The organism is Streptomyces sp. NPDC021115, assembly GCF_044333065.1.
In the GTDB taxonomy this organism is placed as follows: domain Bacteria; phylum Actinomycetota; class Actinomycetes; order Streptomycetales; family Streptomycetaceae; genus Streptomyces.
The window spans coordinates 792,892-816,239 of the sequence record NZ_JBIRQF010000003.1; the positions used below are offsets into that span (position 1 = coordinate 792,892).

Genomic DNA, 23,348 nt, shown 5'->3' on the forward strand with positions numbered 1-23,348 from the left:
GCCATGGCCGGTTCCCTGGTGCGCCCCGCGCCCGTACGCCCCCACAGCGCCCCCAAGCCGAGCCGCCCCCGAGGGCTGCGCCATCGGCTGGTGGGCACCCGCAGGGCCCGGATCGGCCTGCTCAACGCCTCGCCGATCGTCCTCTACCTGCTCGTCCTCTTCGTCTTCCCCATCCTCGGCACCCTGCTGCTCAGCCTGAAGAGCGCCGACGGCTCGCTCACCCTGCACTGGTACGCCTCCGCCCTCAGCGGCGCGAACCTCTCAGTGCTTTTCACCACGCTGCGGATCTCCGCAGAAACGTCTCTGCTGAGCCTCGCCATCGGCTTCGTCCTCGCCAACGCGCTCTCCCGGCTGCGGCCGATCTGGGCCGGTCTTGTCATGCTGATCGTCGTCGTCCCGCACTTCATCAGCGCCCTGGTGCGCACCTACGGCTGGATCATCCTGCTCGGCGACCACGGCCTGGCCAACCAGACCCTCACCGGACTCAAGGTGCCCGGCGCCCCGTTCCGGATGCTCTACAACGAGACCGGCGTGGTCATCGGCACCACCGCCGTGATGCTCCCGTACACCGTCCTGCTGCTGTACGGAGTCATGCGCGGCGTCGACCGGCGGCTGCTCGCCGCCGCGGCCAGCATGGGCGCCGGGCGGGTGCGCATCTTCACCCGGATCTATCTGCCGCTCGTCGCCCCGGGCCTGGCCAGCGCCGGACTGCTCAGCTTCATCCTGTGCCTCGGCTACTACATCACCCCCGCCCTGATGGGCGGCACCAAGCAGACCATGGTGGCCTCGCTCATCAACGACCAGGTGATGAAGCAGGACCAGTGGAACGGGGCGGCCGCCCAGGGCGTCGTCCTGCTGCTCATCACCTTCGCCGGACTGCTGCTGCTCAAGGGCGCCGGGTCCCTCGGCGCGGCACGGAAGAGGAGTGCGTCATGACCGGACTGCGTGGCACCTGGACCGGACGGATCGCGCTCACCGTGGCCGCCACCCTCATCCTGCTCTTCCTGGCCCTGCCGATCATCGTCATCGTCGTCACCTCCTTCGGCGGCGACGCCTTCGGCTCGTTCCCGCCCACCACCTGGACCCTCGGCTGGTACCGGGCGCTGTTCGCCGACGGAAGCAAATGGCCCGCCGCGCTGTCGCTCAGCGTGCTGGTGGCCTCCATCACCACCGTGTTCTCGGTGATCCTCGGCATCACCGCGGCCACCGCGCTCACCCGCAGCGAACTCCCGCTGCGCTCCGCCGTGTACGCCCTCGTCCTCGGCCCGCTGCTGATTCCGCAGGTCGTCACCGCGCTGGGCCTGTTCCTGCTCTTCGAACCCGCCTCGATGCTCGGCAGCCCCATCGCCATCGCGCTCGGCCACACCGTCCTGGCGTCGCCCATCGCGGTGATGATCCTGGTGGCCACCCTGCGCGGCATCGACGAACGGCTGGAGGACGCCGCCGCCAGCATGGGCGCGGGCCGGCTCACCGTGGCCCGCCGCATCACCTTCCCGCTGGCCGCGCCCGGCATCGTCGCGGCCGCCATCTTCTCCTTCATCACCAGCTTCGACGAGTTCTTCATCTCCCAGTTCCTGTCCTCCGCCGGGACCGTGACCCTGCCCGTGCAGGTCTTCAACGCCCTGTCGTACGACGTCGACCCGAGCGTGACCGCGATCAGCGCCGTGCTCATCGCCTTCGCGGTGGTCGCGCTCGTCCTGGTGGGCCTGGTGCGCTGGATCGGCTCGGGACGGCAGCACGCGCTGCTGTCGGTGGAGAACACCGCCGGACTCGCCCCCGGAGGCGATGCCGTATGACCAGTACCGAAATCCCCCTCCCCACCACCGGTCCCGCCACCATTGAGCGGCATCTGCTGCTCAACATGACCGCCAACGGATCCATCGGCGCCCCCGGCCGCGATCTGTTCGTCGTCACCCGCGGCGAGGGCCCCTACGTCCACGACGCCGATGGCCGCCGCTTCATCGACGGACTCTCCGGCCTGTACTGCGCCCAGCTCGGCTACGGCTACGCCGACGAGTTCGCCGAGGCGGCCCGCCATCAGCTCGGCGAGCTGTGCTACAGCCCGCTGTGGTCCAGCTCCGCCCACCCCACCGCGCTCACCCTCGCCGACCGGCTCGCCGAACTCGCGCCCCAGGACATCGAGTACACCTTCTTCAGCGGCGGCGGCGCCGAAGCCGTCGAAACCGCCTGGAAGATCGCCCGCAAGTACCACACGCTGCGCGGCGAACCCGGCCGCACCAAGGCCATCGCCCGCCGCGGCGCCTACCACGGGCTGACGCTCGGCGCCCTGTCCTTCACCGACGACCCCGGCCTCACCCAGCCGTACGGGCCCCCGGCCGTGACCACCCGGTTCATCGCCGACACCAACCGCGCCCGGCTGCCCGAACCGCTCGACGACGCCGCGTTCACCCGCCTCCTCCTCGCCGACCTCGAAGCGGCGATCCTGGACGAGGGCCCGGAGACCATCGCCATGCTCATCGCCGAGCCGGTGCAGAACCGCGGCGGCTGCATCCCCCCGCCCGCGGGGTACTGGCAGGGGCTCAGACGCCTCGCCGACCAGTACGGCTTCCTGCTCGCCGCCGACGAGGTGATCACCGCCTTCGGACGGCTCGGCGAATGGTTCGGCAGCGACCGCTACGGCGCCCGCCCCGACCTCATCACCCTCGCCAAGGGGCTGACCGCGGGCTACGCGCCGATGGGCGCCACCATGATCAGCACCCGGGTCGCCGATGTCCTCAACCGCCCCGGCGAGGTGCTGAACCACGGCTACACCTTCGGCGGACATCCGCTGTGCGCGGCCATCGCCCTGCGCAGCATCGACATCATCGAACGCGACGGCATCCTGGCCGGTGTCCGCGGCGGCCAGGAACACCTCGCCAAGCGGCTGGCCGAGCTGGAACCGCTGCCAATCGTCGCCGACATCCGCGGCGAGGGCTTCTTCTACGCCGTGGAACTCGCCGGGGACGCCGAGGACGGCGCCTTCAGCGCACCCCTGCGCGCCGCCCTCGTACGCGACCTCATCCCGCGGCGGCTGCGCGAGGCCGGACTGCTCGCCCGCGTCTACGACCGCGCCGCCCCGCTGGTGCAGATCGCGCCGCCGCTCATCAGCGACCGCGCCCTGCTGGACCGGATCGTCGACATCATCGGCGCCACCCTCGACGAGGCCACCACCCACCTGCCCACCGCCTGAACCGCACGCCCGGACACTCACAGATACGAGGTATCCCGCCCATGACGGCCACCGACACCGCCCCCTACAGCATCGGCCCCGTGACCTGCGCCCCCGGCGAGCGCGCCCAGGGCCTGATCCCGGTCGGCGCCCACTCCTACGGCGTGCAGCTCGGCATCCCGCTGCTCGTCGTCAACGGCACCGCACCCGGGCCGGTGCTGTGCGTGGACGCCGGAGTCCACGGCGACGAGTACGACGGCATGGAGGCCGTCCGCCGCGTCGTCGCCGCCACCGACCCCGCCACGCTGCGCGGCACCCTCGTCGGCATCCCGTGCGTGAACACCCCGGCCTTCGAGGCCGCCGCCCGCGTCAGCGGCCTCGACCACGCCAACCTCAACCGCATCTTCCCCGGCGACGCGGACGGCTCGTACTCGCTGCGGCTCGCCGCCACCTTCGTCGACCAGGTCATCCCCGCCATCGACGCGCTGGTGGACCTGCACACCGGCGGCACTTTCGGGGAGATCGCCCCGCTGACCATCGTGCAGGGCGGCTACGAGGAACTGGCCACCCCCATCGGCCTCGCCGCCGGACACGAGCTGATCTGGAAGGGCGGCTCCTGGGGCGGCACGGCCCGGCTGTCCACCCTCCAGGCGGGCAAGCCCGCCATCACCATCGAGGCGGGCGGCGGCACGTACCGCGAGGAGACCGTCGACCTGCACATCTCCTCGGTGCGCAACATCATGCGCCAACTGGGCATGATCGAAGGCGACACCGAACTGCGCACCGGCTACACGGCGGTGAGCGGCACGTTCGCCCGCTCGGCGGACGGCGGGTTCTTCGTCGGCCACGCGGCGCCCGGCGAACAGTGCAAGGAGGGCGATCTGATCGGCACCATCGCCGACCACTACGGGAGCGTCCTTGAGGAGGTGCGCGCCCCGCGGGACGGCATCGTGCTGTGGGTGCGCCGGATCCGTACCGTGCGCCCCGGCGACGAGGTCGTCATCTTCGGCGCGGTCGAGGGGGAGATCCGGCCATGACGGACGCGCCCGCGACCGGCGAAGCGACCGACGCGCCGGTCACCGACGAGCCCGTCACCGAACTGCTCGTCGACGGCAAGCCCGTCCTCGCCGAGGACGGTGCCACCTTCACCGTCCTCGACCCGGCCCACGGCAACCCGATCGCCGAGGTGGCGAAGGCCGGTGGGGCCGATGTGGACCGGGCGGTGGCCGCCGCCCGCGCCGCCCTCGAATCCGCCGACTGGGCGCGGCTGCGCCCCGCCGACCGCGGGCGGGTGCTGTACCGGATCGCCACCGAGATCCGCGGCCGGGCCGCCGCGCTGGCCCGGCTGGAATCGCTGGACGTGGGCAAGCCGCTGAGCCAGGCGCTGGCCGATGTGGAGGCCGCCGCCCGCTACTTCGAGTTCTACGCGGGCGTCGCCGACAAGCTGGGCGGTACGACCGTGCCGCTCGGCCCCGGGCTGCTCGACTACACCGTGCGGGAGCCGATCGGGGTCTCCGGGCAGATCATTCCGTTCAACTACCCGCTCCAGAACACCGCCCGCGGCAGCGCCCCCGCCCTCGCCGCGGGCTGCACGGTGGTGCTCAAGCCGTCCCCCGAGGCGCCCCTGACGCCGCTGGAGATCGGCCGCATCGCCCTGGAGTGCGGGCTGCCGCCCGGGGTGCTCAACGTGGTGCCGGGGGACGGCGAGGCGGGCGCGGCCCTCGCCGGACACCCCGGCATCGACCAGATCACCTTCACCGGCTCGGTGGCCACCGGCATATCCGTCGCCCGGAGCGCGGCCGCCAATGTGGTGCCCTCGGTGGTGGAGCTGGGCGGCAAGTCCCCGAGCGTGGTGTTCGCCGACGCGGATGTGGAGCTGGCGCTGGGCGCGGTGGCGGGTTCGGTGTTCGGCAACGCCGGGCAGACCTGCTCGGCCGGTACCCGGCTGCTGCTGCAACGCGGCGACGGATTCGCCGAGGAGTTCATCTCCCGGCTCGTCGCCCACGCCGAGTCGCTGCGGCTGGGGCCGGGCCCGGCCGACCCCGACCTGGGCCCGCTGGTCTCCGCCCGGCAGCGGGACCGGGTCGAGGGCTATCTGCGGCTGGCCCGCGAGGAGGGCGCCACGGTCCGCACCGGTGGCGGCCGCCCGGACGATCCGGCGCTCGCCGACGGGTACTTCATCCGGCCGACCGTACTCACCGGGCTCACCAACGACACCCGCACCGCCCAGGAGGAGATCTTCGGCCCGGTCATCACCGTCATCGAGTTCGACGACGTGGCGGACGCCCTCACCCTCGCCAACGACACCCCGTACGGCCTGTCCTCGTACGTGTGGACCCGCGACCTGAACCGGGCGCTGCGCCTCGCCGACGGGATCAGGGCCGGGCAGGTCAACGTCAACGCGGTGGGTGTGGGCACCGGAGTGGAGCTGCCCTTCGGCGGCTACAAGCACAGCGGATGGGGACGCGAGAAGGGGCTGGCCGCCCTGGACAGCTACACCCAGCTGAAGAACGTGTGCATCGGCTTCGGCGCGGGCGCTGCGGAAGGGGAGGGCTGATGCGCTACCGGCAGCTCGGGGCCACCGGGCCACGCGTCTCGGTGGTGGGCCTCGGCGGCAACAACTTCGGCTCACGGCTGGACGAGGACGCCACCCGGGCCGTCGTCCACGCCGCGCTGGACGCGGGCATCACCCTCTTCGACACCGCCGACACCTACGGCGGCTACGGCGGGGGAGGCCAGGCGGGGGACAGCGAACGGCTGCTCGGCGCGGCCCTCAAGGGCCGTCGCGACACCGTGGTGCTGGCCACCAAGTTCGGCATGGCCATGGGGCCGGAGTACGACCGCTTCGGCCCGCGCGGCTCCCGTGCGTACCTCCGGCACGCCGTCCAGATGTCGCTGCGGCGGCTGGGCACCGACTACATCGACCTGTACCAGTACCACGAGCCGGACGGCGTCACCCCGGTCGCCGAGACCGTCGCGGCGCTGGAGGAGCTGGTGGCCGAGGGCGTGGTGCGCCACTACGGCTGCTCCAACATGACCGGGCCGCAGCTGTTGGCCGGGTTCGTCTCCACCCAGGTCCGCTACCACCTGCTGGACCGCACCGCCGAAACCGGGCTGACCCCCGCGGCCACCCGGCTGGGCACCGCGCTGCTGCCGTACTATCCGCTGGCCAACGGCCTGCTCAGCGGCAAGTACCGGCGGGGCGAACCACCGCCGCCCGGCAGCCGGCTGTCCTGGCGGGAGGGGTGGCTGACCGACGCGGCCCTCGACCGGGTCGAGGCGCTGACGGCCTACGGCGCCGAGCGCGGCCAGCCGCTGCTGCGGGTCGCGGTCGGCGGGCTCGCCGCGCTCCCCGCGGTGGGCTCCGTGATCTGCGGGGCGATGACCCCGCACCAGGCCACCGCCAACGCGGCGGCGGCCGAATGGATACCCGACGCGGCCGATCTGGCCGCCCTCGACGCCATCGTGGCCCCCGGCGAACGGGTGGTCTGACACATATGACAACCAATGAGGTGGAGAACATGCGCCAGGTAGTGACCTTCGACGCCTACGGCACCCTCGTCGACTTCGAACTCGTTCCGGCGACCCTGAAGACGCTGGGGGACCGGCTCGATCTGGACGGGCTGGACGTCGACAAGTTCATCGACAACTTCCGGGTGATGCGCTTCCAGGCCGTCCTGGAGGCCTACCGCCCGTACGACGAGGTGCTGCACTCCAGCCTGGAGAAGGCGATGCGGCTGCACGGACTGGAGTTCCGCGCCTCCGACGGCGACGCCCTGGTGGCGGCCGTGTCCGGCTTCGGGCCCTTCCCCGAGGTGCCGGACGCGCTGCGGGCCCTGAAGTCCCGCTATGAGATCGCCATCATCTCCAACACCAACGACGATCTGATCGCGCGGAACATCGAGCGCATCGGCGTGGACTTCGACCATGTCATCACGGCCCAGCAGGCCGGTGCGTACAAGCCGTCCCGGGAGACCTTCGAGTACGCGTACAAGACCATCGGCGTCGACCCGTCCCAGGTCATCCACACCGCCCAGGGCTGGGAGTACGACCTCATCCCCACCCGTGACCTGGGTCTTGCCCGCCGGGTGTGGATCAACCGGTTCGGCCGCCGGGGCAGCACCGCCTACCAGCCCTACGACGAGCTGTCCGACCTGTCGGGCCTGCCCGCCCTGCTCGGTGTGTGAGGAGCCGTCCGATGAAGCAGATCCCGTACTGGCTCGACACCGCCCCGCCCTTCCCCGACCGCTCGGGCAAGGAGCTCCCCGAGAGCGTGGACGTGGCGGTGATCGGTGGTGGTCTCACCGGACTGTCCACCGCCCTGCACAGCGCCCGCAAGGGCGCCGAGGTCCTGCTCGTGGAGAAGGACAAGATCGGCTCCGGTGCCTCGGGGCGCAACGGCAGCATGTGCACCCAGGGCATCACCATCTCCACCGGCGAGGCGCGCAAGCGCTACGGCCAGCCGCGCGCCCGTGAGCTGTACGACGCCTTCCGCGAGGCGGTCGACGTCGTCGAGGAGCTGACCGAGAAGGAGGGCATCGACTGCGACTTCTCCCGGTGCGGCCGGCTCGGCGTGGCGTACAAGCCCGAACACTTCGAGCAGAAGAAGGCCCAGCAGCGCGATCTGGCCGAGAACTTCGGCCATGAGACGGTGCTGCTGAGCCGGGATGAGCTGCGCGCCGAACTCGGCTCGGACTACTACCACGGCGCGCTGCTGGACCCGCTCAGCGCCGCTCTGCACGTCGGCAAGTACGTCCACGGCCTCGCGGACGCCGCCGAACGGGCCGGGGCGCGCATCCACGAGCGCAACGCCGCCACTGCCGTGACCCGCGACCGGGACGGCTCCTTCCTGGTGGAGACGTTGCACGGGACCGTCCGCGCCAAGCAGGTGATGGCCGCCACCGACGCGTACACCGACCGGTCGCTGCCGTGGTTCCGCAAGCGGCTGGTGTCCGTCGGCAGCTTCGTCATCGTCACCGAGCCGCTGGGCGAGGAGCTGGCCCGGGAGGTCATCCCGAAGGCGCGGCTGGTGGTCGACTCCAAGAACATCGGCCACTACATCCGGCTCACCCCCGACAACCGCCTCGCCTTCGGCGGCCGGGCCCGCTTCGCCCCCTCCGACCCGGCCTCGGACCGCCGCAGCGGAGCGGTGCTGAAGCGCGAGATGGCGGAGATCTTCCCGCAGCTCAGCCACGTGGGTATCGACTACGTGTGGGGTGGCAGCGTCGGGTTCTCCTACGACCGCATCCCGCACGCGGGCCAGGCCGACGGCGTGTACTACTCCATGGGCTACTGCGGCCACGGTGTCCAGATGGCCACGTACATGGGCCGCGCCATGGCCGAGGTGATGGACGGCCACCCGGAGGCCAATCCGCTGCGCGGCATCGGCTTCCCGAAGATCCCGGTGCCCTTCTACAACGGGACGGCGTGGTTTCTGCCCTTCGCCGGGGCGTACTACAAGGCCAAGGACCGGCTCATGTGATCCGCCGGCCGCCCCGGGGCCCCGCCGTGCCTGTGCGCCCGGCGGGGTTCAGCCGTTTTCGGGTCAGCCGTCCTCGGGGAGGTACGGACCGGCGAGGGTGACGTCGGCCCGCTCAAGGGCGCGGGCCAGCTCATCGCCCGGCGGCCGCTCGCTGACCAGCACGTCGATGCGGCTGAGCGGGCAGATCAGGGCAAGTGCCCGGCGCTCGAACTTGGCGGAGTCCGCCAGCACCACGACCCGGGACGCGGAGTCCATCATCTCCTGGATCATCTGGGCCTCCGGGATGTTGGACACCGAGAGCCCCGAGGCGCTGACCCCGCCCACCGCGATGAGGGCGGTGTCCGCGCTCACCCCGGCGGTGTCGGGGAAGCGGATCGGGCCGATGGTGACCAGTGCGGTGGTCCGGCAGCCGCCGCCGAGCACGAACAGATCGCGCAGGGCCTGGGCCGGAGCCATCCCCGGCACCCGCAGGTTGTTGGTGACGAGCGTCAGCCCCCGGTGTCCGCCGAGCGCGGCCACCGCCGAGAGCACCGTGGTGCCGCCGTTGACGAGCAGCGTTTCGTTGTCCCGCACCAGACGGGCTGCGGCGGCCCCGATGGCGTCCTTGGCCTCCCGGCGCTCGTTCAGCCGGTCGGTCACCGGGCTGTCCGCCGTGGCCAGCTCGCCGCCCGGGACCGCCCCGCCGTGGGTGCGCGCCACCAGGCCGCGCGCCGCCAGATGGTCCAGATCGCGCCGTACGGTGTCGACCGAGACGGCGAACTCCTTCGCCAGCTCCCCGATGGTGGCCTGGCCGCGCTGCTGGATGAAGGCGGTGAGGTCGGCGCGGCGGCGCGCGGGCAGATTCGCCGCCCGGGTGCCCTCTGCTGCTGACGTCATCGTGTGGGTCCCCCTTCTCGACGCTGCGCAACACCGCAGATTCTCGCACCTTACCGCAAGAAGCCGCAGCACGACCCTTGACCGGTGGGTCCCGCCGCCGTAGCTTGCAGCAAAGAGCCGCATAAACCAGCGCTTCTTTGTACGTCTTTCTGCGTACCCCTCCTGCATAGCTTTTGTGCCGCGTCAAGGGAGTCTCCGTGGAGCCGCACCCACCCACCCCACCCGAGCCACCGTGGAGCCGCCGCCGGGCGCTCTCCACCGGCGCCGCAGCGCTCGGCGCGCTCGCCGCCACGCCCCTGCTCACCGCGTGCGGGGGTGACGAACCGGCCGCGCGGGTGGGCGGCGGTGGCGGCAAGCGGACCGAACTCACCTTCGCCTGCGCGGCGTTCACCGGTGGCGCGGCCGGGATGCAGTCGTTCGCCGACCGCTACAACGCCGCCCAGAGCCGCTACCGGGTGACCGTCCGCAATCTGCCGCCGCCCAGCTCCAGCACCGAATGCCATCAGCAGCTCACCCAGCTGCTGGCCCGCAAGGACGGCACGGTCGACGTCTTCGCCCAGGACGTGGTGTGGATCGCCGAGCTGGCCGACGCGGGCTGGGTGCACCCCCTGGACGGCGACGTCTCCGCGGCGCTCCGGCGCTCCTTCTTCCCCGGCGTGGTTCAGGCGTGCACCTACCAGGGCAGTCTCGTCGCCCTGCCCTGGTACGTCGACGCGGGCGGCCTCTACTACCGCACCGACCTGATGCGCGCGCTCGGCCGGAAGCCGCCGACCCAATGGCACGAACTGGCCGACGTCGCCGCCGAGATGCAGGCCCGCCGGGTGCCCATGGGCTATCTGTGGCAGGCCAAGCAGGCCGAGATCCTGCTGTGCGACCTGGTCGAGTTCATCGCGTCCAACCGCGGCCACATCATCGACCCCTCGGGCGCGGTCGGCGTGGACAGCCCCGCCTGCGTCGAGGCCGTCCAGTTCATGCGCGACCTGGTGTACCGCTACAAGGTCAGCCCGTCCGAGGTGTTCTCGTGGGACGAGGAGCCCAGCCGCCGCCCGTTCACCGCGGGCCGGGTCGGGATGATGCGGCACTGGAGCTATGTCTACGGCGTCTCCCAGAACCCGGACCAGTCCAAGGTCGTCGGCAAGGTCGACGTCGCCCCGCTGCCCAGTTTTCCCGGCGGCACGTCCTCCTCCTGCCTCGGCGGCTACCAGCTCGGTGTCGCGGCGGGATCCCGCAACAAGGAAGGTGCCATGGACTTCCTGCACTGGCTCGCCGGCACCGAGGCGCAGCTCGCCTTCGCGCTCGACTTCGGCAACGCCCCCTCCCGCGTCTCGGTCTACGACGAGAAGAAGCTCGCCAAGGGCCAGCCCGCGATGGTCAAGCTGAAGGAGGCGTTCGGCAACGGAGTGCCCCGGCCGGTCACCCCGCACTACTCCCGGGTGAGCCTCGCCCTCCAGTCCGCGGTCTCCCGCGCCCTGGTCTACGGCGATGTGCGCGGCACCCTCCGCTCCGCCCGGCGCGACCTGGAGGCGATCGTCTGATGGGCCACCTCGCCTTCTTCCACAGAACGCCCGGACACTCCCCGCTGCGCGGCAAGCACCGTGCCCCCTCGCTGGAGCAGCCGCAGCTCACGCCCGATCCCGACGCCCCGCGCCGCCGCGTAACCCCGCGCGAGTCCTCGTCCGCCGGCCCGCGCCTGATGGGCGTCGTGCTGCTGGCGCCCGCGCTCGCCGCCGTCCTCGCCGTCTCCCTCTACCCGGTGCTGCGCACCCTGTGGCTCTCCCTGCACGACGCGGGGTTCTCCACCGGATCGCACTTCACCGGCACCGCCAATCTGTCCCGGCTGCTCGGCGACGGCCTGTTCTGGAACGCCTGGTGGCGCACCGTGGCGTTCGCCTTCGGCACCACCCTGGTGGAGACGGCGCTCGGCATCGGCTTCGCCCTCGTCCTGCACCAGTCCTTCCGCGGCCGCGGCTGGGCCCGCGCCGCCGTCCTCATCCCGTGGGCCATCCCCACCGTCGTCACCTCGCGCATGTTCGGCTGGATCTTCGACGGGCAGTCCGGCGTCGCCAACTATCTGCTGACCCGCCTCCATCTGACCGACGGCTACATCAACTTCCTCGGCAATCCGCACACCGCCCTGCCCACCATCGGGCTCGCCGACGTCTGGAAGACCACCCCGTTCATGGCGCTTCTGGTGCTCGCCGCGCTCCAGACCGTACCGAGGGAACTGGGCGAGTCCGCGAAGATCGACGGCGCCTCGCCCTGGTGCACCTTCCGCTCCGTCACCCTGCCGGTGATCGCGCCCGCCCTGCTGATCGCCGCCCTCATCCGGGTCCTCGACGCCTTCCGGGTCTTCGACCTGCCGTACGTCCTCACCGGCGGCGGACCGGCGGACTCCACCGAGACGCTGTCCACCTTCGGCTACAAGACCCTGTTCTCCGGCCTCGAACTGGGCTACGGCTCGATGATCGCCACCGCCGCCTTCGCCACCGAAGTGCTCATCGCCGCGGGCTTCGCCTACTACCTGAGCCGGCGCTACCGCGCCCTGGAGGGCTGAGCCATGGCCGCCATCCCCGCGCCCGTCCCCGCCGCGCCCGCCGCCATCCGGGCCCGCCGCCGGGCCCTGACCCGCCGGATGCTGTTCCGGGCCGCCGTCACGGGCGTCGTGCTGTGGTCCGTCGCACCGTTCCTGTGGCAGCTGAGCACCTCGTTCCAGCGGGACCGCGATCTGTCATCGGTGACCCCGCACTGGCTGCCCGTTCCGGGCACGCTGGAGCACTACCGGGCCGTGTTCACCGACTACGAGTTCAGCAAGTACCTGGTCAACAGCGTCATCGTCACGGTCACCGCGACCGCGATCGGACTGGCGCTGGCGGCGCTCGCCACCTATGCGCTCGCCCGGCTGCCGGTGCCCGGCAAGGGCGTGGTGCTCGCCGTCGTCCTCGGCCTGTCGATGTTCCCGCAGATCTCGATCGTCGTCCCGCTCTACCTGGTGCTCAACTCCCTCGGGCTGCTCGACACCTATACGGGTCTCTCCGGTTCGTACGTCGGGCTCGCCCTGCCGCTGATGATCTTCGTGCTGTACGCCCACTTCCGGTCCCTGCCCACCCAGCTGGACGAGGCCGCGGCCATCGACGGCGCGGGACTGCTGCGCACCCTGCGCAGCGTGATCCTGCCGCTCGCGCTGCCCGGGATCGCGGCCGCCGGAATGCTCGGCTTCATCACCAACTGGAACGAGTTCATGCTCGCGCTGGCCTTCACCTCCTCGCCCGAGCACCAGACCGTGCCGGTCGGCATCGCGGGTTTCCAGTCCCAGTACTTCGTCCCCTGGGGCGACATGGCCGCCGCGTCCGTCGTGGTCACGCTGCCGCTGGTGCTGATCGTGGTGCTCTTCCAGCGCCGCATCGTCGCGGGCATCACCTCCGGGGCGGTGAAGGAGTGACCTCCCGCACCGGCCTCTCCATCCCGCGCGTCGTCGCCCGCGACGAGCTGTGGGCCGAGCGGTACCGCGCGCTGGCCGACCGGGTCCGCGCCGGGGCCCGGCGGGCCGCGCCCGTGCTGGCCGGGTTCAGCGCCTGCGTCGACCACGTCTACCGGATGGACCCGGACCGGATCTCCGCCCTCGCCGCGTCGACCACCGCGGCCGGACCCGCGGGGGAGATCGCCGCCGAGGTCACAGGCCGCATCCACCACGGGCGCGGCGGCGAGATCGCCGTACCGTGGCCCGGCGGCACCGCCTGGGTGGGCACGCTGCTCGGCGCGCCCGACCGGGTGCAGCTCGGCGGCACCGGACCGCAGGCGTCCTGGGCGCTCGCCGTGCTCGGCGCGCCCAGCGTCGTCCCGCTGGCCGACCGCAGCGCCGGGCAACTCGCGGTGCTGCACCCCGATGTGACGCTGTGCACGGCCGGGGGCACCGCCCCCGCCGGGCGGCTGACCGGGCAGGACACGGACGCTCCGGGCGCGGCCAAACAGCCGCACAGCATCCTGGAGTTCGCCGCCGGCACCTCCGCGCCCGGACTGCCGGACGGACTGCCCCGCTCCTCCCGGATCATCCTGCGGTTCATGGACGACGGGATCGAGCGCGACGAGTGGTTCGCCGCCCGCTCCGGCGAACTGGCCCGCACCGCGGCGGCTGGCCTGCTGTCCGGCATGAACGGACTGCCCGAGGACGGCACCGGGCCCGCCGATCGGGCCTGGCTCACCGACGTCGTCCGCACCTGGCGGGACGCCGGGCTGCCGCTGCTCCACCTTGAACTCGCCGAGTTCGCCAGCGTCCGCGCCCTGCGCGCGGGATGCGACGAGTACGCCCCGCTGGCCGACTCCGTCGGCATGAGCCTGTCCGAACTCGCCGCGCTCGCCGGTCCCTCGGCCCGCACCTCGCCCGTCACCGCCGCGGCCCGGTTCGCCACCGCGTACGGCCTGGAGCGGGTGTGTGTGCACGCGGACGGCTGGGTGCTGGCCGTCCACCGCGGCGACCCCACCGAACAGCGGACCGCGCTGATGACGGGCAGTCTGCTCGCCGCCGCGCGGGCCGCGCGCGGCGCCCCCGCCGCCGACCTGGAGCCGCCACCGGCGGCCGACTACACCGAGGACCGCCCGGCCGACGGGCCGCTGGAGGAGGGGCTGCGTGCGGACTGCGTCCCCGCGCCCCACCTCAGCCGGCCCGCCGCCACCATCGGCCTCGGTGACACGTTCGTGGGCGGGCTGCTGCTCGCCCGCTCGCTCGATTCCGGCCCTGCCCCGACCCGTATCCGAAAGGACCCCGATGACCACGCCTGACCTGACCACCGACCCGGGCAAGCTGCGCGGACTGACCCGTGTGACCAGCGAGGACGGCTTCTTCCTGATCTGCGCCCTCGACCATCTCTCGGACTTCGCCGAACTGCTCGCCCCGGACCCCTCCACGGTGGGCTTCGCGGACGTGGTCCGGGCGAAGGACGCCGTCATCCGCGCGGTCGCGCCCAGCGTGACCGCCGTACTCCTCGACGCCCACTACGGCGTCGGCCACCTCACCGCGAGCGGCGCCGTGCCGCGCGATGTCGGTCTGATGGCCAGCATCGAGGACGAGGACTACAGCATCCCCGAGGGGCCGCGCCGCACCCGCCACCGCGAGGGCTGGTCCACCCGGCAGATCAAGCTGGCGGGCACCGACGTGGCCAAGCTGCTGTGGTGGTACCGCCCGGACGGCGACCCGGCCACCGCAGAACACCAGCGCCAGGTGGTACGCGACCTGGTGGACGAGTGCGCGGAGCTGAGCCTGCCGCTGGTCGTCGAGCCCATCTGGTACCCGCTGCCCGGCGAGGACCCGTCCTCGGCGGAGTGGAAGGAGCGCCGGGTCGCGGGCATCATCGAGTCCGCCGTGGAGGCCGACCGGCTCGGGGTCGACATGCTCAAGGTCGAGTTCCCCGGCTACGTCGACACCGAGCAGGGCCGCGAGGCGGCCGCCGCGGCGTGCAAGGAGCTGGACTCCTCGGTGCGCGTCCCGTGGGTGATCCTGTCCGCGGGCGTCGGCTACGAGGACTTCCGCACCCAGGTGCGGATCTCCGCGCAGGCCGGGGCGTGCGGCTACCTGGCGGGCCGGTCCATCTGGCGCGACGCCGTCTCCACCCATGACCCGGCCGAGCGCGCCAAGGGCATCGAGCAGGCCCGGGGGCGGCTGGACGAGCTGAACGCGGTCATCCGCGAGCACGGCCGCCCGTACCTGCCGGGCCGCTCCCTCGACCACGCGCTGGACCGGCTGCCCGAGGGCTGGTTCCACGACTGGCACCCGGCCGGCTGACCCCCTGACCCGGGGAGCGGCGGGCGCCCCTGACCCGCCCGCCGCTCCCCGTCTCCAGCGCCCACCCTCCGTACGGCCGTATCCGACCGGGAGAAGTCCGCATGACCGCCGAGCCCGCCGTCGCGCCCGTCCCGCTGACGCCTAATCAGCCGCGCTCCTTCTACCGCGACTCCGGCGCCATCGCCCGCTTCCGGCGCACCGCGCCGACCGGTGACGGCTACCGTCCCGAGGACTGGGTCGCCTCGACCACCTCCCGCTTCGCCCGGTCCCCGGCCGGGCTGACCACGCTGCCGGGCGGCGCCCGGCTGGCCGACGCAGTGGCCGCCGACCCGGGCGCATGGCTCGGGCCGGAGCACACGGCGGCGTACGGGGCCGACACCGGGCTGCTGGTCAAGCTGCTGGACGCCGGTCAGCGGCTGCCCCTGCACACCCACCCGGACCGCGCGTTCGCCCGTACCCACCTGGACAGCGCGCACGGCAAGACCGAGGCGTGGTACGTGCTCGACGCCGCCCCCGGCGCCGAGATCCGGCTGGGCTTCGCCCGCGATGTCACCGCCCGCGAGCTGGCGGGCTGGGTCGCGGCCGGGGACGCGGGCGCGATGCTGGACGCCGTCCACCGGGTGCCGGTCGCCCCCGGCGACGCGCTGCTGTGCCCGGCGGGCCTGCCGCACGCCATCGGGGCGGGGGTGCTGCTGGTGGAACTCCAGGAGCCGACCGACTTCTCCGTGCTGCTGGAGTGGGAGGGGTTCGCGATCGACGGGGCCGCCGAGGGCCATCTCGGCCTCGGCTTCGACCTGGCCCTCGACGGCGTCGACCGCCGGGGCCTGTCCACCGCCGCTCTGGACCGGCTGCGCGGACCGGGCGCGGCGGCCGGGACCGGAAGCGTGCTCCCACCGGCCGCCGACCCCTGGTTCCGCGCCGAGCTGTGCCGGGGCGAACCGGCGGCCACGCTGGACGCGGGCTTCTCGGTGCTGGTCTGCCTCACCGGCACCGGGACGCTGACCTGCGCCTCCGGGCCCTCGCTGGAAGTGACGGAGGGGCAGACCGTGCTCCTTCCGTACGCCGCGGGCCCCGCCCGGTTGTCCGGGCGGGTGACCGCCCTGCGCTGCCGCCCGCCCGCACCCGGGCACTGAACCCCGTAGCGGCGCGTCAGCGAAGATCGATCCTTTCAATCAGTTGCTTTATTTAATTCATCTGTTTTAACGTGGCCTCCACAGCCCAGCACGATCGAGTCGCGATCGGGTGAGGAGGTCACGATGGCCGGTGTCCAGGGCAGGACCGCGCATACGGAGCGCGCCGCGGAGACCCGTGCGGCGATCATGGCCGCGGCGGAGCGGCTCTACGCCGAACACGGGCTCGTCGCGGTGTCCAACCGGCAGATCAGCGAGGCGGCCGGGCAGGGCAACGTCGCCGCGGTCGGTTACCACTTCGGCACCCGGGCGGATCTGGTGCGCGCCATCATGGGCAAGCACTCCGCGGCCATCGACGCCATCCGGCAGCGGATGCTGGACGAGACCCGCGGCAGCCGGGAGGTCCGGGACTGGGTCGCCTGCCTGGTGCGGCCCGCCTCCGAGCACCTGGCCACGCTGGGCGTCCCGTCCTGGCACGCCCGGTTCGCCGTCCAGGTGATGACCGACCCCGTGCTGCGCGCGATCGTCACCGAAGAGGCCCTGACCCGGCAGCCCCTGTGGGACATCCTCCACGAGCTGGGCGGCTGCCTCGGCTTCCTGTCCGACGAGACACGGGCCGAACGCGGCGACATGGCCCGCCAGTTGATCACCCACACCTGCGCCGAGCGCGAGCGCGCCCTCGCCGATGGAAGCCATACGCGACAGCCGTCCTGGGAGGACACCGCCGTCGCGCTGACCGACGCCATCACCGGGCTGCTGCTCGCGCCCGTCACCCCCCGTACCACTGCCAAGGACCCCGAGGAGAACCGCACATGAAGGTCACCGTCGACGAAGAGAAGTGCTGTGCCGCTGGTCAGTGCGTGCTGCTCGCGCCCGAGGTGTTCGACCAGCGCGACGAGGACGGCATCGTCGTCCTGCTCGACGCCGAGCCCGCCGAGGGCAGCCACGCCGCGGTCCGCGAGGCCGCGGGCGTCTGCCCGACCCTCGCGATACAGCTGAACGAGACCTCATGAACCCGCCGTCGAGCGTGCTGATCGTCGGCGCCTCCGCCGCGGGGCTCGGCACCGCCGAATCCCTGCGGCGCAAGGGCCACCGGGGAAGCATCACCGTGCTGGGCGCCGAACCGCACGCGCCGTACGACCGGCCGCCGCTGTCCAAGCAGGTGCTCGCCGGGGCCTGGGCGCCCGAGCGGGCCCGGCTGCGGACCGAGGAGGCCCTGGACGCGCTGGACGCCACCTTCCTCCTCGGCGATCCGGCCGTCGCCCTGGACGCCGCGGCGCGCACCGTGCGCACCGCGTCCGGGCGCGACCTCGCGGCCGATGCCGTGGTCGTCGCCACCGGGGTGCGCCCCCGGGCGCTGCCGGGGCAGGAGGGCCCGGCCGGAGTCCACGTGCTGCGCTCGCTGGACGACGCGGCGGCGCTACGGGCCGACCTGCTGACGGCGGCCCGGGCCGTGGTCGTCGGCGACGGGGTGCTCGGTGCCGAGATCGCCGCCACCGCGCGGTCCCTGGGCGTGGACGTCACCCTGGCCGGGCCCCAATCGGCCCCGATGGCCGCCCAACTCGGCTCCCGGGTAGCGGAGTTGCTGGCCGAGCTCCACGCCGAACAGGGCGTGGCGCTGCGGCTGGGCACCGCGGTCGACGGACTGACGGCACAGGGCGGCCGGGTGGCCGGTGTACGCCTCGTCGACGGCGAGGTGCTGCCCGCCGACGTGGTCGTGATCGCGGTCGGCGCCGTCCCCGAGACCGACTGGCTCACCGGCAGCGGCCTCACCCTGGACAACGGGGTCGTGTGCGACGCGTACTGCCGGGCCGCGGACGGGATCTACGCCGTGGGCGACGTGGCGCGCTGGCACCACACCGGCCTCGGGGCCACGCTGCGGCTGGAGAACCGGACCAACGCCGTCGAACAGGCGGCCGCGGTCGCCGGGAACATCCTCGGCGAGGAGAAGCCGTACACCCCCGTTCCGTACTTCTGGACCGACCAGTTCGACGCCAAGATCCATGTGCACGGGCTGCCGTCCACCGACGCCGAGATGGCCGTCGTGGAGGGCGCGGTTACGGACCGCCGGTTCGTCGCCCAGTACCGCCGCCACGGCCGGGTCATCGGCGTCCTCGGCTGGAACATGCCCAAGCAGACCCGGCTGCACCGCGGGGCCCTGCTCGCCGAGCCGCCCGTGGCGGCGCTCGCCGTCGGAACGTGACCGGCCACCCCAGAACGCCCACCGGAGGAAGACCATGACCACCGCACCCGTGGCCGACGGCACGTCGGCCGAGATCCCCGCATTTCCCCAACCGCGGTCCGCCGCCTGCCCCTTCGACCCGTCCCCGGAGCTGCGCGGCCTGGCCGCGTGGGGCCCGCTGACCCGGGTCCGGTCCTGGGGCGACAGCACGCCGTGGGTGGTTACCAGCCACGCCGAACAGAAGGCGCTGCTCTCCGACCCCCGGCTGAGCGCGGACTTCTCCCACCCCGGCTTCCCGAGCCCCGTCGACCACTCGGGCGGCGACCACGGAGCCACCGACCTGAGCTTCGTCGGGATGGACGACCCGGAGCACGCCCGGCTGCGCCGCATGGTCAGCGGCGCCTTCACCATCAGGCGGGTCGAGGCGATGCGCCCGGTCGTGCAGGAGATGGTGGACGACTTCATCACGCGCATGCTGGCCGGTCCGAACCCGGCCGACCTGGTCCAGGCCCTCGCCCTGCCGGTCCCGTCCCTGGTCATCTCCGAACTGCTCGGCGTCCCCTACGAGGACCACGAGTTCTTCCAGACCAACAGCAAGGTGCTCGTCTCCGCCGTGGCCACGCCCCAGGAGCGGCAGACCGCGCACGGCAATCTGGGCGCCTACCTGGAACAGCTCGTGGACACCAAGCTCACCGAGCCGGGGGACGATCTGCTCTCCAGCCTCGGCAAGCAGATCAAGGCCGGGGCGCTGACCCGCCGCGAGGCGGTCGCGATGGGTGTGCTGCTGCTCCTCGGCGGCCACGAGACCACCGCCAACATGATCACCCTGGGGACGCTGCTGCTGCTCGAACACCCCGAGCAGTTGGCCCGGGTCCGCGACACCGACGACCCCAAGGTGGTCGCCTCCGCCGTGGAGGAACTCCTGCGCTACCTCAGCGTCGTCCACCTCGGACGCCGCCGTACGGCGCTGGAGGACATCGAGATCGCCGGCCGCACCATCCGGGCCGGTGAGGGCGTGATCCTGCTCGGCGAACTGGCCAACCGGGACCCGTCCGTCTTCCCCGACCCGGACCGGCTGGACATCGCCCGCGACGCCCGCGGCCACCAGGCGTTCGGGTCGGGCACCCACCACTGCCTCGGCCAGCCGCTGGCCCGCATGGAACTCCAGGTGCTCTACCCGACCCTGCTGCGCCGCATCCCCACGCTGCGCCTGGCGACGGACCTGGAGCAGGTGCCGTTCAAGTACGACGCGGTGATCTACGGGGTCCACGCGCTCCCCGTCACCTGGTAGCCGTATCAGGCCGCCGGTGTCCGCAGCGGCGGGACGGCCGGTACCTCCGGCGCGGCGTCGATGTCCCCGGGCGTCATCATGAACGCCTCGGGATAGGCGTCGCGCCGGGTGCGGCGGGCGGGTTCGCTGGTGCGCCACATGTAGAGGCACCGCCCGCACTGGAGCACTTCCCAGACGCCGGGGACCGGCGAGTCGAAGATGTGCTCGATCGTCTCGTGGGTGCAGCGCGGGCACAGGGGTGGGGTGGTGGACATCTGGGGTCCTTTCGGTGTGGTGGGTGCCGTCAGCGGGCGGCGGCGAGCTGCTGGAGCCGGGTCAGCCACGCGGCCGCCTCCGGCAGATCGCGCACCTGGGTGCCGTAGTTGCCGCGGTCGTCGGGGGAGACGGGGGTGGTGGCGTCGATGACGAGCTTGTCGGTGATGCCGGGCGTACGGGCCTGCGGGGCCAGTTCGAGCACCGGGAGGCCCGGGACCTGCACCAGATCGCCGTCCGGGTTCATCTTGGTGGACAGCGCCCACATCACCTGCGGCAGGTTGAACGGGTCGACGTCCTCGTCCACCACGATCACGGTGGCGGCGTAGCCGAGGCCGTGCGGGGTGGTCAGCACCCGCATGCCGACGGCCTTGGCGAAGCCGCCGTACCGCTTCTTGGTGGAGACGATGACGACCAGCCCGTGGGTGTACATCGCGTTGACGGCCTGGACCTCGGGGAAGTCCCGGGTGAGCTGCTTGTACAGCGGTACGCAGGTGTTGGCGGCGATCAGGTAGTCCACCTCGGTCCACGGCATGCCGAGGTAGAGGTGTTCGAACACCGGGCGCGTGCGGTACGAGATCCGGTCGATGCGGATGACAGGCATGGTGCGGCCGCCGGAGTAGTGTCCGGTGAACTCGCCGAACGGCCCCTCGATCTCCCGCTTGCGGCCCTCGATGACCCCTTCGACCACCACCTCGCTGCCCCACGGCACGGGCAGCCCGGTGAGCGGGGCCTTCGCGACCGGGGCGGGCGCGCCGCGCAGGGCACCGGCCAGCTCGTACTCGTTCTGGTCGTACTCCATCGGGGTGGAGGCCACGATGGAGATCACCGGCTCGTTGCCGAGCGTGATGGCCACCGGCAGGTCCTCGCCGCGCTCCTCGGCGGTGTGCAGGTGCTGCGCGATGTCGTGCATCGGCACCGGCTGGATCGCCAGCCGCCGCCTGCCCTTGACCTCGATGCGGTAGATGCCGACGTTCTGCTTGCCGCTGTGCTCGGGGTCGGCGGGGTCCTTGGAGACGACCGCGGCCTTGTCGAGGTAGAAGCCGCCGTCGCCGTCGTTGAGCCGGATCAGCGGCAGCACCCGGAAGATGTCGGCGTCCTCGCCCTCCAGGGTGTTCTCGGCCCATGGCGGGTCCTCGCGCCACTCCGGGGCGACCGGGAAGGCGTCCCAGCGGCGGATGAACTCCTCGACCTGCTCCTTGGTGCCGGTCTCCTTGGGCAGGCCGAGGGCGAGCGCGTGATTGGCCCAGGAGCCGTGCACATTGAGCGCGATGCGCGCGTCGGTGAAGCCCCTGACGTTGTCGAAGTACAGCGCGGGGGCGTGGTCGCCCAGCCGTGGGGCGGCGTTGGCGGCGGCCGCGATGTCCGGCTCGGGCATCACCTCGTCGGGGACGCGCAGCAGCTGGCCCTCCTTCTCGAGGGCATCGAGGAAGCCGCGGAGGTCGTCATAGGCCATGGGGACTCCTTTCATGAAGAGATGCGCGCGGCTCTACGAAGGGACGCGCGCGGCGCGCATGCCGCCCCAGCGCGTGGCGGTGGGCGCGGGCAGGCCGAACTGGTCGAGCAGGCGGGCCGTGATGTGGTCGACGATGTCGTCCACCGACCGCGGGTGGTTGTAGAAGGCGGGCATGGGCGGCACCATCCGCACCCCCATCCGGGACAGCGCGAGCATGTTCTCCAGATGGATGTCGCTGAGCGGGGTCTCCCGCGGCAGCAGGACGAGCCTGCGCCGCTCCTTGAGGACCACGTCGGCGGCCCGGGCGACCAGCCCTTCGGCGTAGCCCGCGCGGATCCCGGCGAGCGTCTTCATCGAGCACGGCGCGATGACCATGCCGTCGGTCCGGAAGGAGCCGGAGGAGATCGTGGCGCCCTGGTTCTCGGGGGAGTGCGTGACGTCGGCGAGCGCGGCCACCTCGCGGGCGGACCGGCCGGTCTCCAGCTCGATCGTGGTCCGGGCCCAGCGGCTGAGCACCAGGTGGGTCTCCACCTCCGGCAGTTCGGCCAGCGCCTCCAGCAGCCGGATGCCGAACACGGCACCCGTGGCTCCTGTCATGCCCACGATCAATCGCACGGCGGCACTCTCCCTCGGCTCTCTCGGCTCGCTTGCTGACATATGGCGGGCGTCGACTCTTTCGGTCACCGCGCCCTCGGTCCGTACTCCACGCTAGATGCGGTCTGGTGGTCCACGGCCGTACACTGAAGACGCGCTATGGACAGAAACGGACACGCTGAGGTCACCGAGGTACCGTTCCGGCCCTCCGTGGGAGTGCCGCCGGGAGCGGCGGTCCTCGACTTCGCCGGGCTGCTCGACCGCGCCCGCGGCCATGACCTCGACGCCTACGCCCCGCTGCGGCTCAGCTTCCACCAGCTCATCACCGTGCGCTCCGGGATGCTGCGCTGTTCGGTGGACTTCACGGAGCACCAGCTGACCGAGGGCAGCTGGATGTGGGTGCGCCCCGGCCAGGTCCAGCAGTTCCGCTCCGACCTCACCGCCGCAGCGGGCACCGTGGTGCTCTTCCCGTCCGGCTATCTGGGCGCGGCCACCGCGGAGGCCGCCCGGCTGCACGGTTACGGGTGGCAGTCGCCCCTCGTCCCCGAAGGGGAAGCCGGGAAGGCGGTACGGGCCGCGCGGGAGCTGCTGGAGAGCGAGTACCGGGCGATGGCCGGGCCGCTGGAGGCCCATGTCGAGGTGGTGCGCCACCTGGTGGCCGTGCTCGTGCTGCGGCTGGCACATCTGCCGGGCGCGGAGGGCGACCGCGACGCGGGCAGCGAGGCGTTCCGGCGGTTCCGGCGGGCGGTGGAGCGCGACTTCGCCCGTACGCACCGGGTGGAGGACTACGCCGCCCGGCTGGGCTACAGCGTCCGCACCCTGACCCGCGCCACCCGCGCCGCCGTCGGCTGCGGTGCCAAGCGGTTCATCGACGACCGGGTGCTGCTGGAGGCGAAGCGGCTGCTGGTGCACACCGAGCTGTCCGCCACCGCCATCGGGGAGCGGCTCGGCTTCCCGGACGCCACCGTGTTCACCAAGTTCTTCCGCCGCCGGGCGGGCGAGACCCCGGCGGGCTTCCGGACCCGCGCCTCGGGTGCCCGCACCCCGGAGAGCTGAGACGGGAAAGGCACGGCGATTCCCTCACCTCCATAACGGCCCAGCACCTTTCCCCGAGTTCCGCAACTCGGGCGGGTCACCGGT

The 23,348-nt window shown here is 72.4% G+C and carries 23 protein-coding genes; 19 read left to right on the forward strand and 4 right to left on the reverse strand.

The genetic code is table 11. From position 1 onward, the window contains the following. Positions 1–3: 3 nt before the first annotated feature. From ACH4TL_RS13545 to ACH4TL_RS13580, 8 genes are read left to right on the forward strand one after another with little or no spacing between them, the layout of a single operon-like run. Positions 4–936: an ABC transporter permease gene (locus ACH4TL_RS13545; RefSeq protein ID WP_398327102.1), complete on the forward strand. Its 933-nt coding sequence runs from the start codon at positions 4–6 to the stop codon at positions 934–936. After that, positions 933–1,796: an ABC transporter permease gene (locus ACH4TL_RS13550; protein WP_398327105.1), complete on the forward strand. Its 864-nt coding sequence runs from the start codon at positions 933–935 to the stop codon at positions 1,794–1,796. Before ACH4TL_RS13545 ends, ACH4TL_RS13550 begins: the two co-directional genes overlap by 4 nt. Next, the gene (locus ACH4TL_RS13555; RefSeq protein ID WP_398327108.1) at positions 1,793–3,190 is read left to right on the forward strand and encodes an aminotransferase class III-fold pyridoxal phosphate-dependent enzyme; all 1,398 of its coding nucleotides are present in this window, start codon (positions 1,793–1,795) and stop codon (positions 3,188–3,190) included. Before ACH4TL_RS13550 ends, ACH4TL_RS13555 begins: the two co-directional genes overlap by 4 nt. Positions 3,191–3,231: 41 nt before the next feature. After that, positions 3,232–4,206, forward strand: a complete 975-nt coding sequence (locus ACH4TL_RS13560; RefSeq protein WP_398327111.1) for a succinylglutamate desuccinylase/aspartoacylase family protein — start codon at positions 3,232–3,234, stop codon at positions 4,204–4,206. Further along, positions 4,203–5,726, forward strand: a complete 1,524-nt coding sequence (locus tag ACH4TL_RS13565) for an aldehyde dehydrogenase family protein (RefSeq protein WP_398327114.1) — start codon at positions 4,203–4,205, stop codon at positions 5,724–5,726. The genes ACH4TL_RS13560 and ACH4TL_RS13565 overlap by 4 nt, the downstream gene beginning before the upstream one ends. After that, positions 5,726–6,661, forward strand: a complete 936-nt coding sequence (locus tag ACH4TL_RS13570; protein WP_398327117.1) for an aldo/keto reductase — start codon at positions 5,726–5,728, stop codon at positions 6,659–6,661. The genes ACH4TL_RS13565 and ACH4TL_RS13570 overlap by 1 nt, the downstream gene beginning before the upstream one ends. Positions 6,662–6,690: 29 nt before the next feature. Continuing rightward, positions 6,691–7,356 (forward strand): haloacid dehalogenase type II, encoded by a 666-nt coding sequence (locus ACH4TL_RS13575; RefSeq protein WP_398327120.1) that lies wholly within the window; start codon positions 6,691–6,693, stop codon positions 7,354–7,356. 11 nt (positions 7,357–7,367) lie between these two features. Beyond that, a complete protein-coding gene (locus tag ACH4TL_RS13580) occupies positions 7,368–8,651 on the forward strand; it encodes an NAD(P)/FAD-dependent oxidoreductase (RefSeq protein ID WP_398327123.1) in 1,284 nt (427 codons plus the stop codon). Positions 8,652–8,714: 63 nt separating this feature from the next. On the opposite strand, the gene ACH4TL_RS13585 is transcribed toward ACH4TL_RS13580, so the two are convergent. Next, positions 8,715–9,527 (reverse strand): DeoR/GlpR family DNA-binding transcription regulator, encoded by an 813-nt coding sequence (locus ACH4TL_RS13585; protein ID WP_398327126.1) that lies wholly within the window; start codon positions 9,525–9,527, stop codon positions 8,715–8,717. Between the two features lie 197 nt (positions 9,528–9,724). On the opposite strand from ACH4TL_RS13585, the gene ACH4TL_RS13590 reads away from it, so the two are divergent. From ACH4TL_RS13590 to ACH4TL_RS13635, 10 genes are all read left to right on the forward strand, one after another. Next, on the forward strand, positions 9,725–11,062 hold the full coding sequence (locus ACH4TL_RS13590) for an ABC transporter substrate-binding protein (protein ID WP_398327129.1): 1,338 nt from the start codon (positions 9,725–9,727) through the stop codon (positions 11,060–11,062). Beyond that, a complete protein-coding gene (locus tag ACH4TL_RS13595) occupies positions 11,062–12,081 on the forward strand; it encodes a carbohydrate ABC transporter permease (protein WP_398327132.1) in 1,020 nt (339 codons plus the stop codon). The genes ACH4TL_RS13590 and ACH4TL_RS13595 overlap by 1 nt, the downstream gene beginning before the upstream one ends. A gap of 3 nt (positions 12,082–12,084) precedes the next feature. After that, positions 12,085–12,966 carry a carbohydrate ABC transporter permease gene (locus tag ACH4TL_RS13600; protein WP_398327135.1) on the forward strand — a complete coding sequence of 294 codons (882 nt, stop codon included), beginning with the start codon at positions 12,085–12,087 and terminating at the stop codon, positions 12,964–12,966. Next, entirely contained in the window at positions 12,963–14,303 is a 1,341-nt protein-coding gene (locus tag ACH4TL_RS13605; protein WP_398327138.1) for an ADP-dependent glucokinase/phosphofructokinase, read from the forward strand. The genes ACH4TL_RS13600 and ACH4TL_RS13605 overlap by 4 nt, the downstream gene beginning before the upstream one ends. Beyond that, entirely contained in the window at positions 14,290–15,303 is a 1,014-nt protein-coding gene (locus ACH4TL_RS13610) for a tagatose 1,6-diphosphate aldolase (RefSeq protein ID WP_398327141.1), read from the forward strand. The genes ACH4TL_RS13605 and ACH4TL_RS13610 overlap by 14 nt, the downstream gene beginning before the upstream one ends. Before the next feature lie 101 nt (positions 15,304–15,404). Continuing rightward, positions 15,405–16,436, forward strand: a complete 1,032-nt coding sequence (locus ACH4TL_RS13615; protein ID WP_398327144.1) for a class I mannose-6-phosphate isomerase — start codon at positions 15,405–15,407, stop codon at positions 16,434–16,436. A gap of 123 nt (positions 16,437–16,559) precedes the next feature. Further along, complete coding sequence (locus ACH4TL_RS13620) at positions 16,560–17,249, forward strand: TetR/AcrR family transcriptional regulator (RefSeq protein ID WP_398327147.1); 690 nt, start codon at positions 16,560–16,562, stop codon at positions 17,247–17,249. Then, positions 17,246–17,446 (forward strand): ferredoxin, encoded by a 201-nt coding sequence (locus ACH4TL_RS13625; RefSeq protein WP_398327150.1) that lies wholly within the window; start codon positions 17,246–17,248, stop codon positions 17,444–17,446. Before ACH4TL_RS13620 ends, ACH4TL_RS13625 begins: the two co-directional genes overlap by 4 nt. Further along, the gene (locus ACH4TL_RS13630) at positions 17,443–18,636 is read left to right on the forward strand and encodes an NAD(P)/FAD-dependent oxidoreductase (protein ID WP_398327153.1); all 1,194 of its coding nucleotides are present in this window, start codon (positions 17,443–17,445) and stop codon (positions 18,634–18,636) included. The genes ACH4TL_RS13625 and ACH4TL_RS13630 overlap by 4 nt, the downstream gene beginning before the upstream one ends. A gap of 34 nt (positions 18,637–18,670) precedes the next feature. After that, entirely contained in the window at positions 18,671–19,906 is a 1,236-nt protein-coding gene (locus ACH4TL_RS13635; RefSeq protein ID WP_398327156.1) for a cytochrome P450, read from the forward strand. 5 nt (positions 19,907–19,911) lie between these two features. On the opposite strand, the gene ACH4TL_RS13640 is transcribed toward ACH4TL_RS13635, so the two are convergent. The 3 genes from ACH4TL_RS13640 to ACH4TL_RS13650 are packed head-to-tail and all read right to left on the reverse strand — an operon-like array spanning position 19,912 to position 22,229. After that, the gene (locus tag ACH4TL_RS13640; RefSeq protein WP_398327159.1) at positions 19,912–20,160 is read right to left on the reverse strand and encodes a non-oxidative hydroxyarylic acid decarboxylases subunit D; all 249 of its coding nucleotides are present in this window, start codon (positions 20,158–20,160) and stop codon (positions 19,912–19,914) included. Positions 20,161–20,189: 29 nt separating this feature from the next. Then, positions 20,190–21,614, reverse strand: a complete 1,425-nt coding sequence (locus tag ACH4TL_RS13645; RefSeq protein WP_398327162.1) for a non-oxidative hydroxyarylic acid decarboxylases subunit C — start codon at positions 21,612–21,614, stop codon at positions 20,190–20,192. Between the two features lie 33 nt (positions 21,615–21,647). After that, the gene (locus ACH4TL_RS13650) at positions 21,648–22,229 is read right to left on the reverse strand and encodes a non-oxidative hydroxyarylic acid decarboxylases subunit B (protein ID WP_398327165.1); all 582 of its coding nucleotides are present in this window, start codon (positions 22,227–22,229) and stop codon (positions 21,648–21,650) included. Positions 22,230–22,367: 138 nt separating this feature from the next. Between ACH4TL_RS13650 and ACH4TL_RS13655 the strand changes: the two genes are divergently transcribed. Continuing rightward, complete coding sequence (locus ACH4TL_RS13655) at positions 22,368–23,264, forward strand: AraC family transcriptional regulator (RefSeq protein ID WP_398327168.1); 897 nt, start codon at positions 22,368–22,370, stop codon at positions 23,262–23,264. Positions 23,265–23,348: the final 84 nt, after the last annotated feature.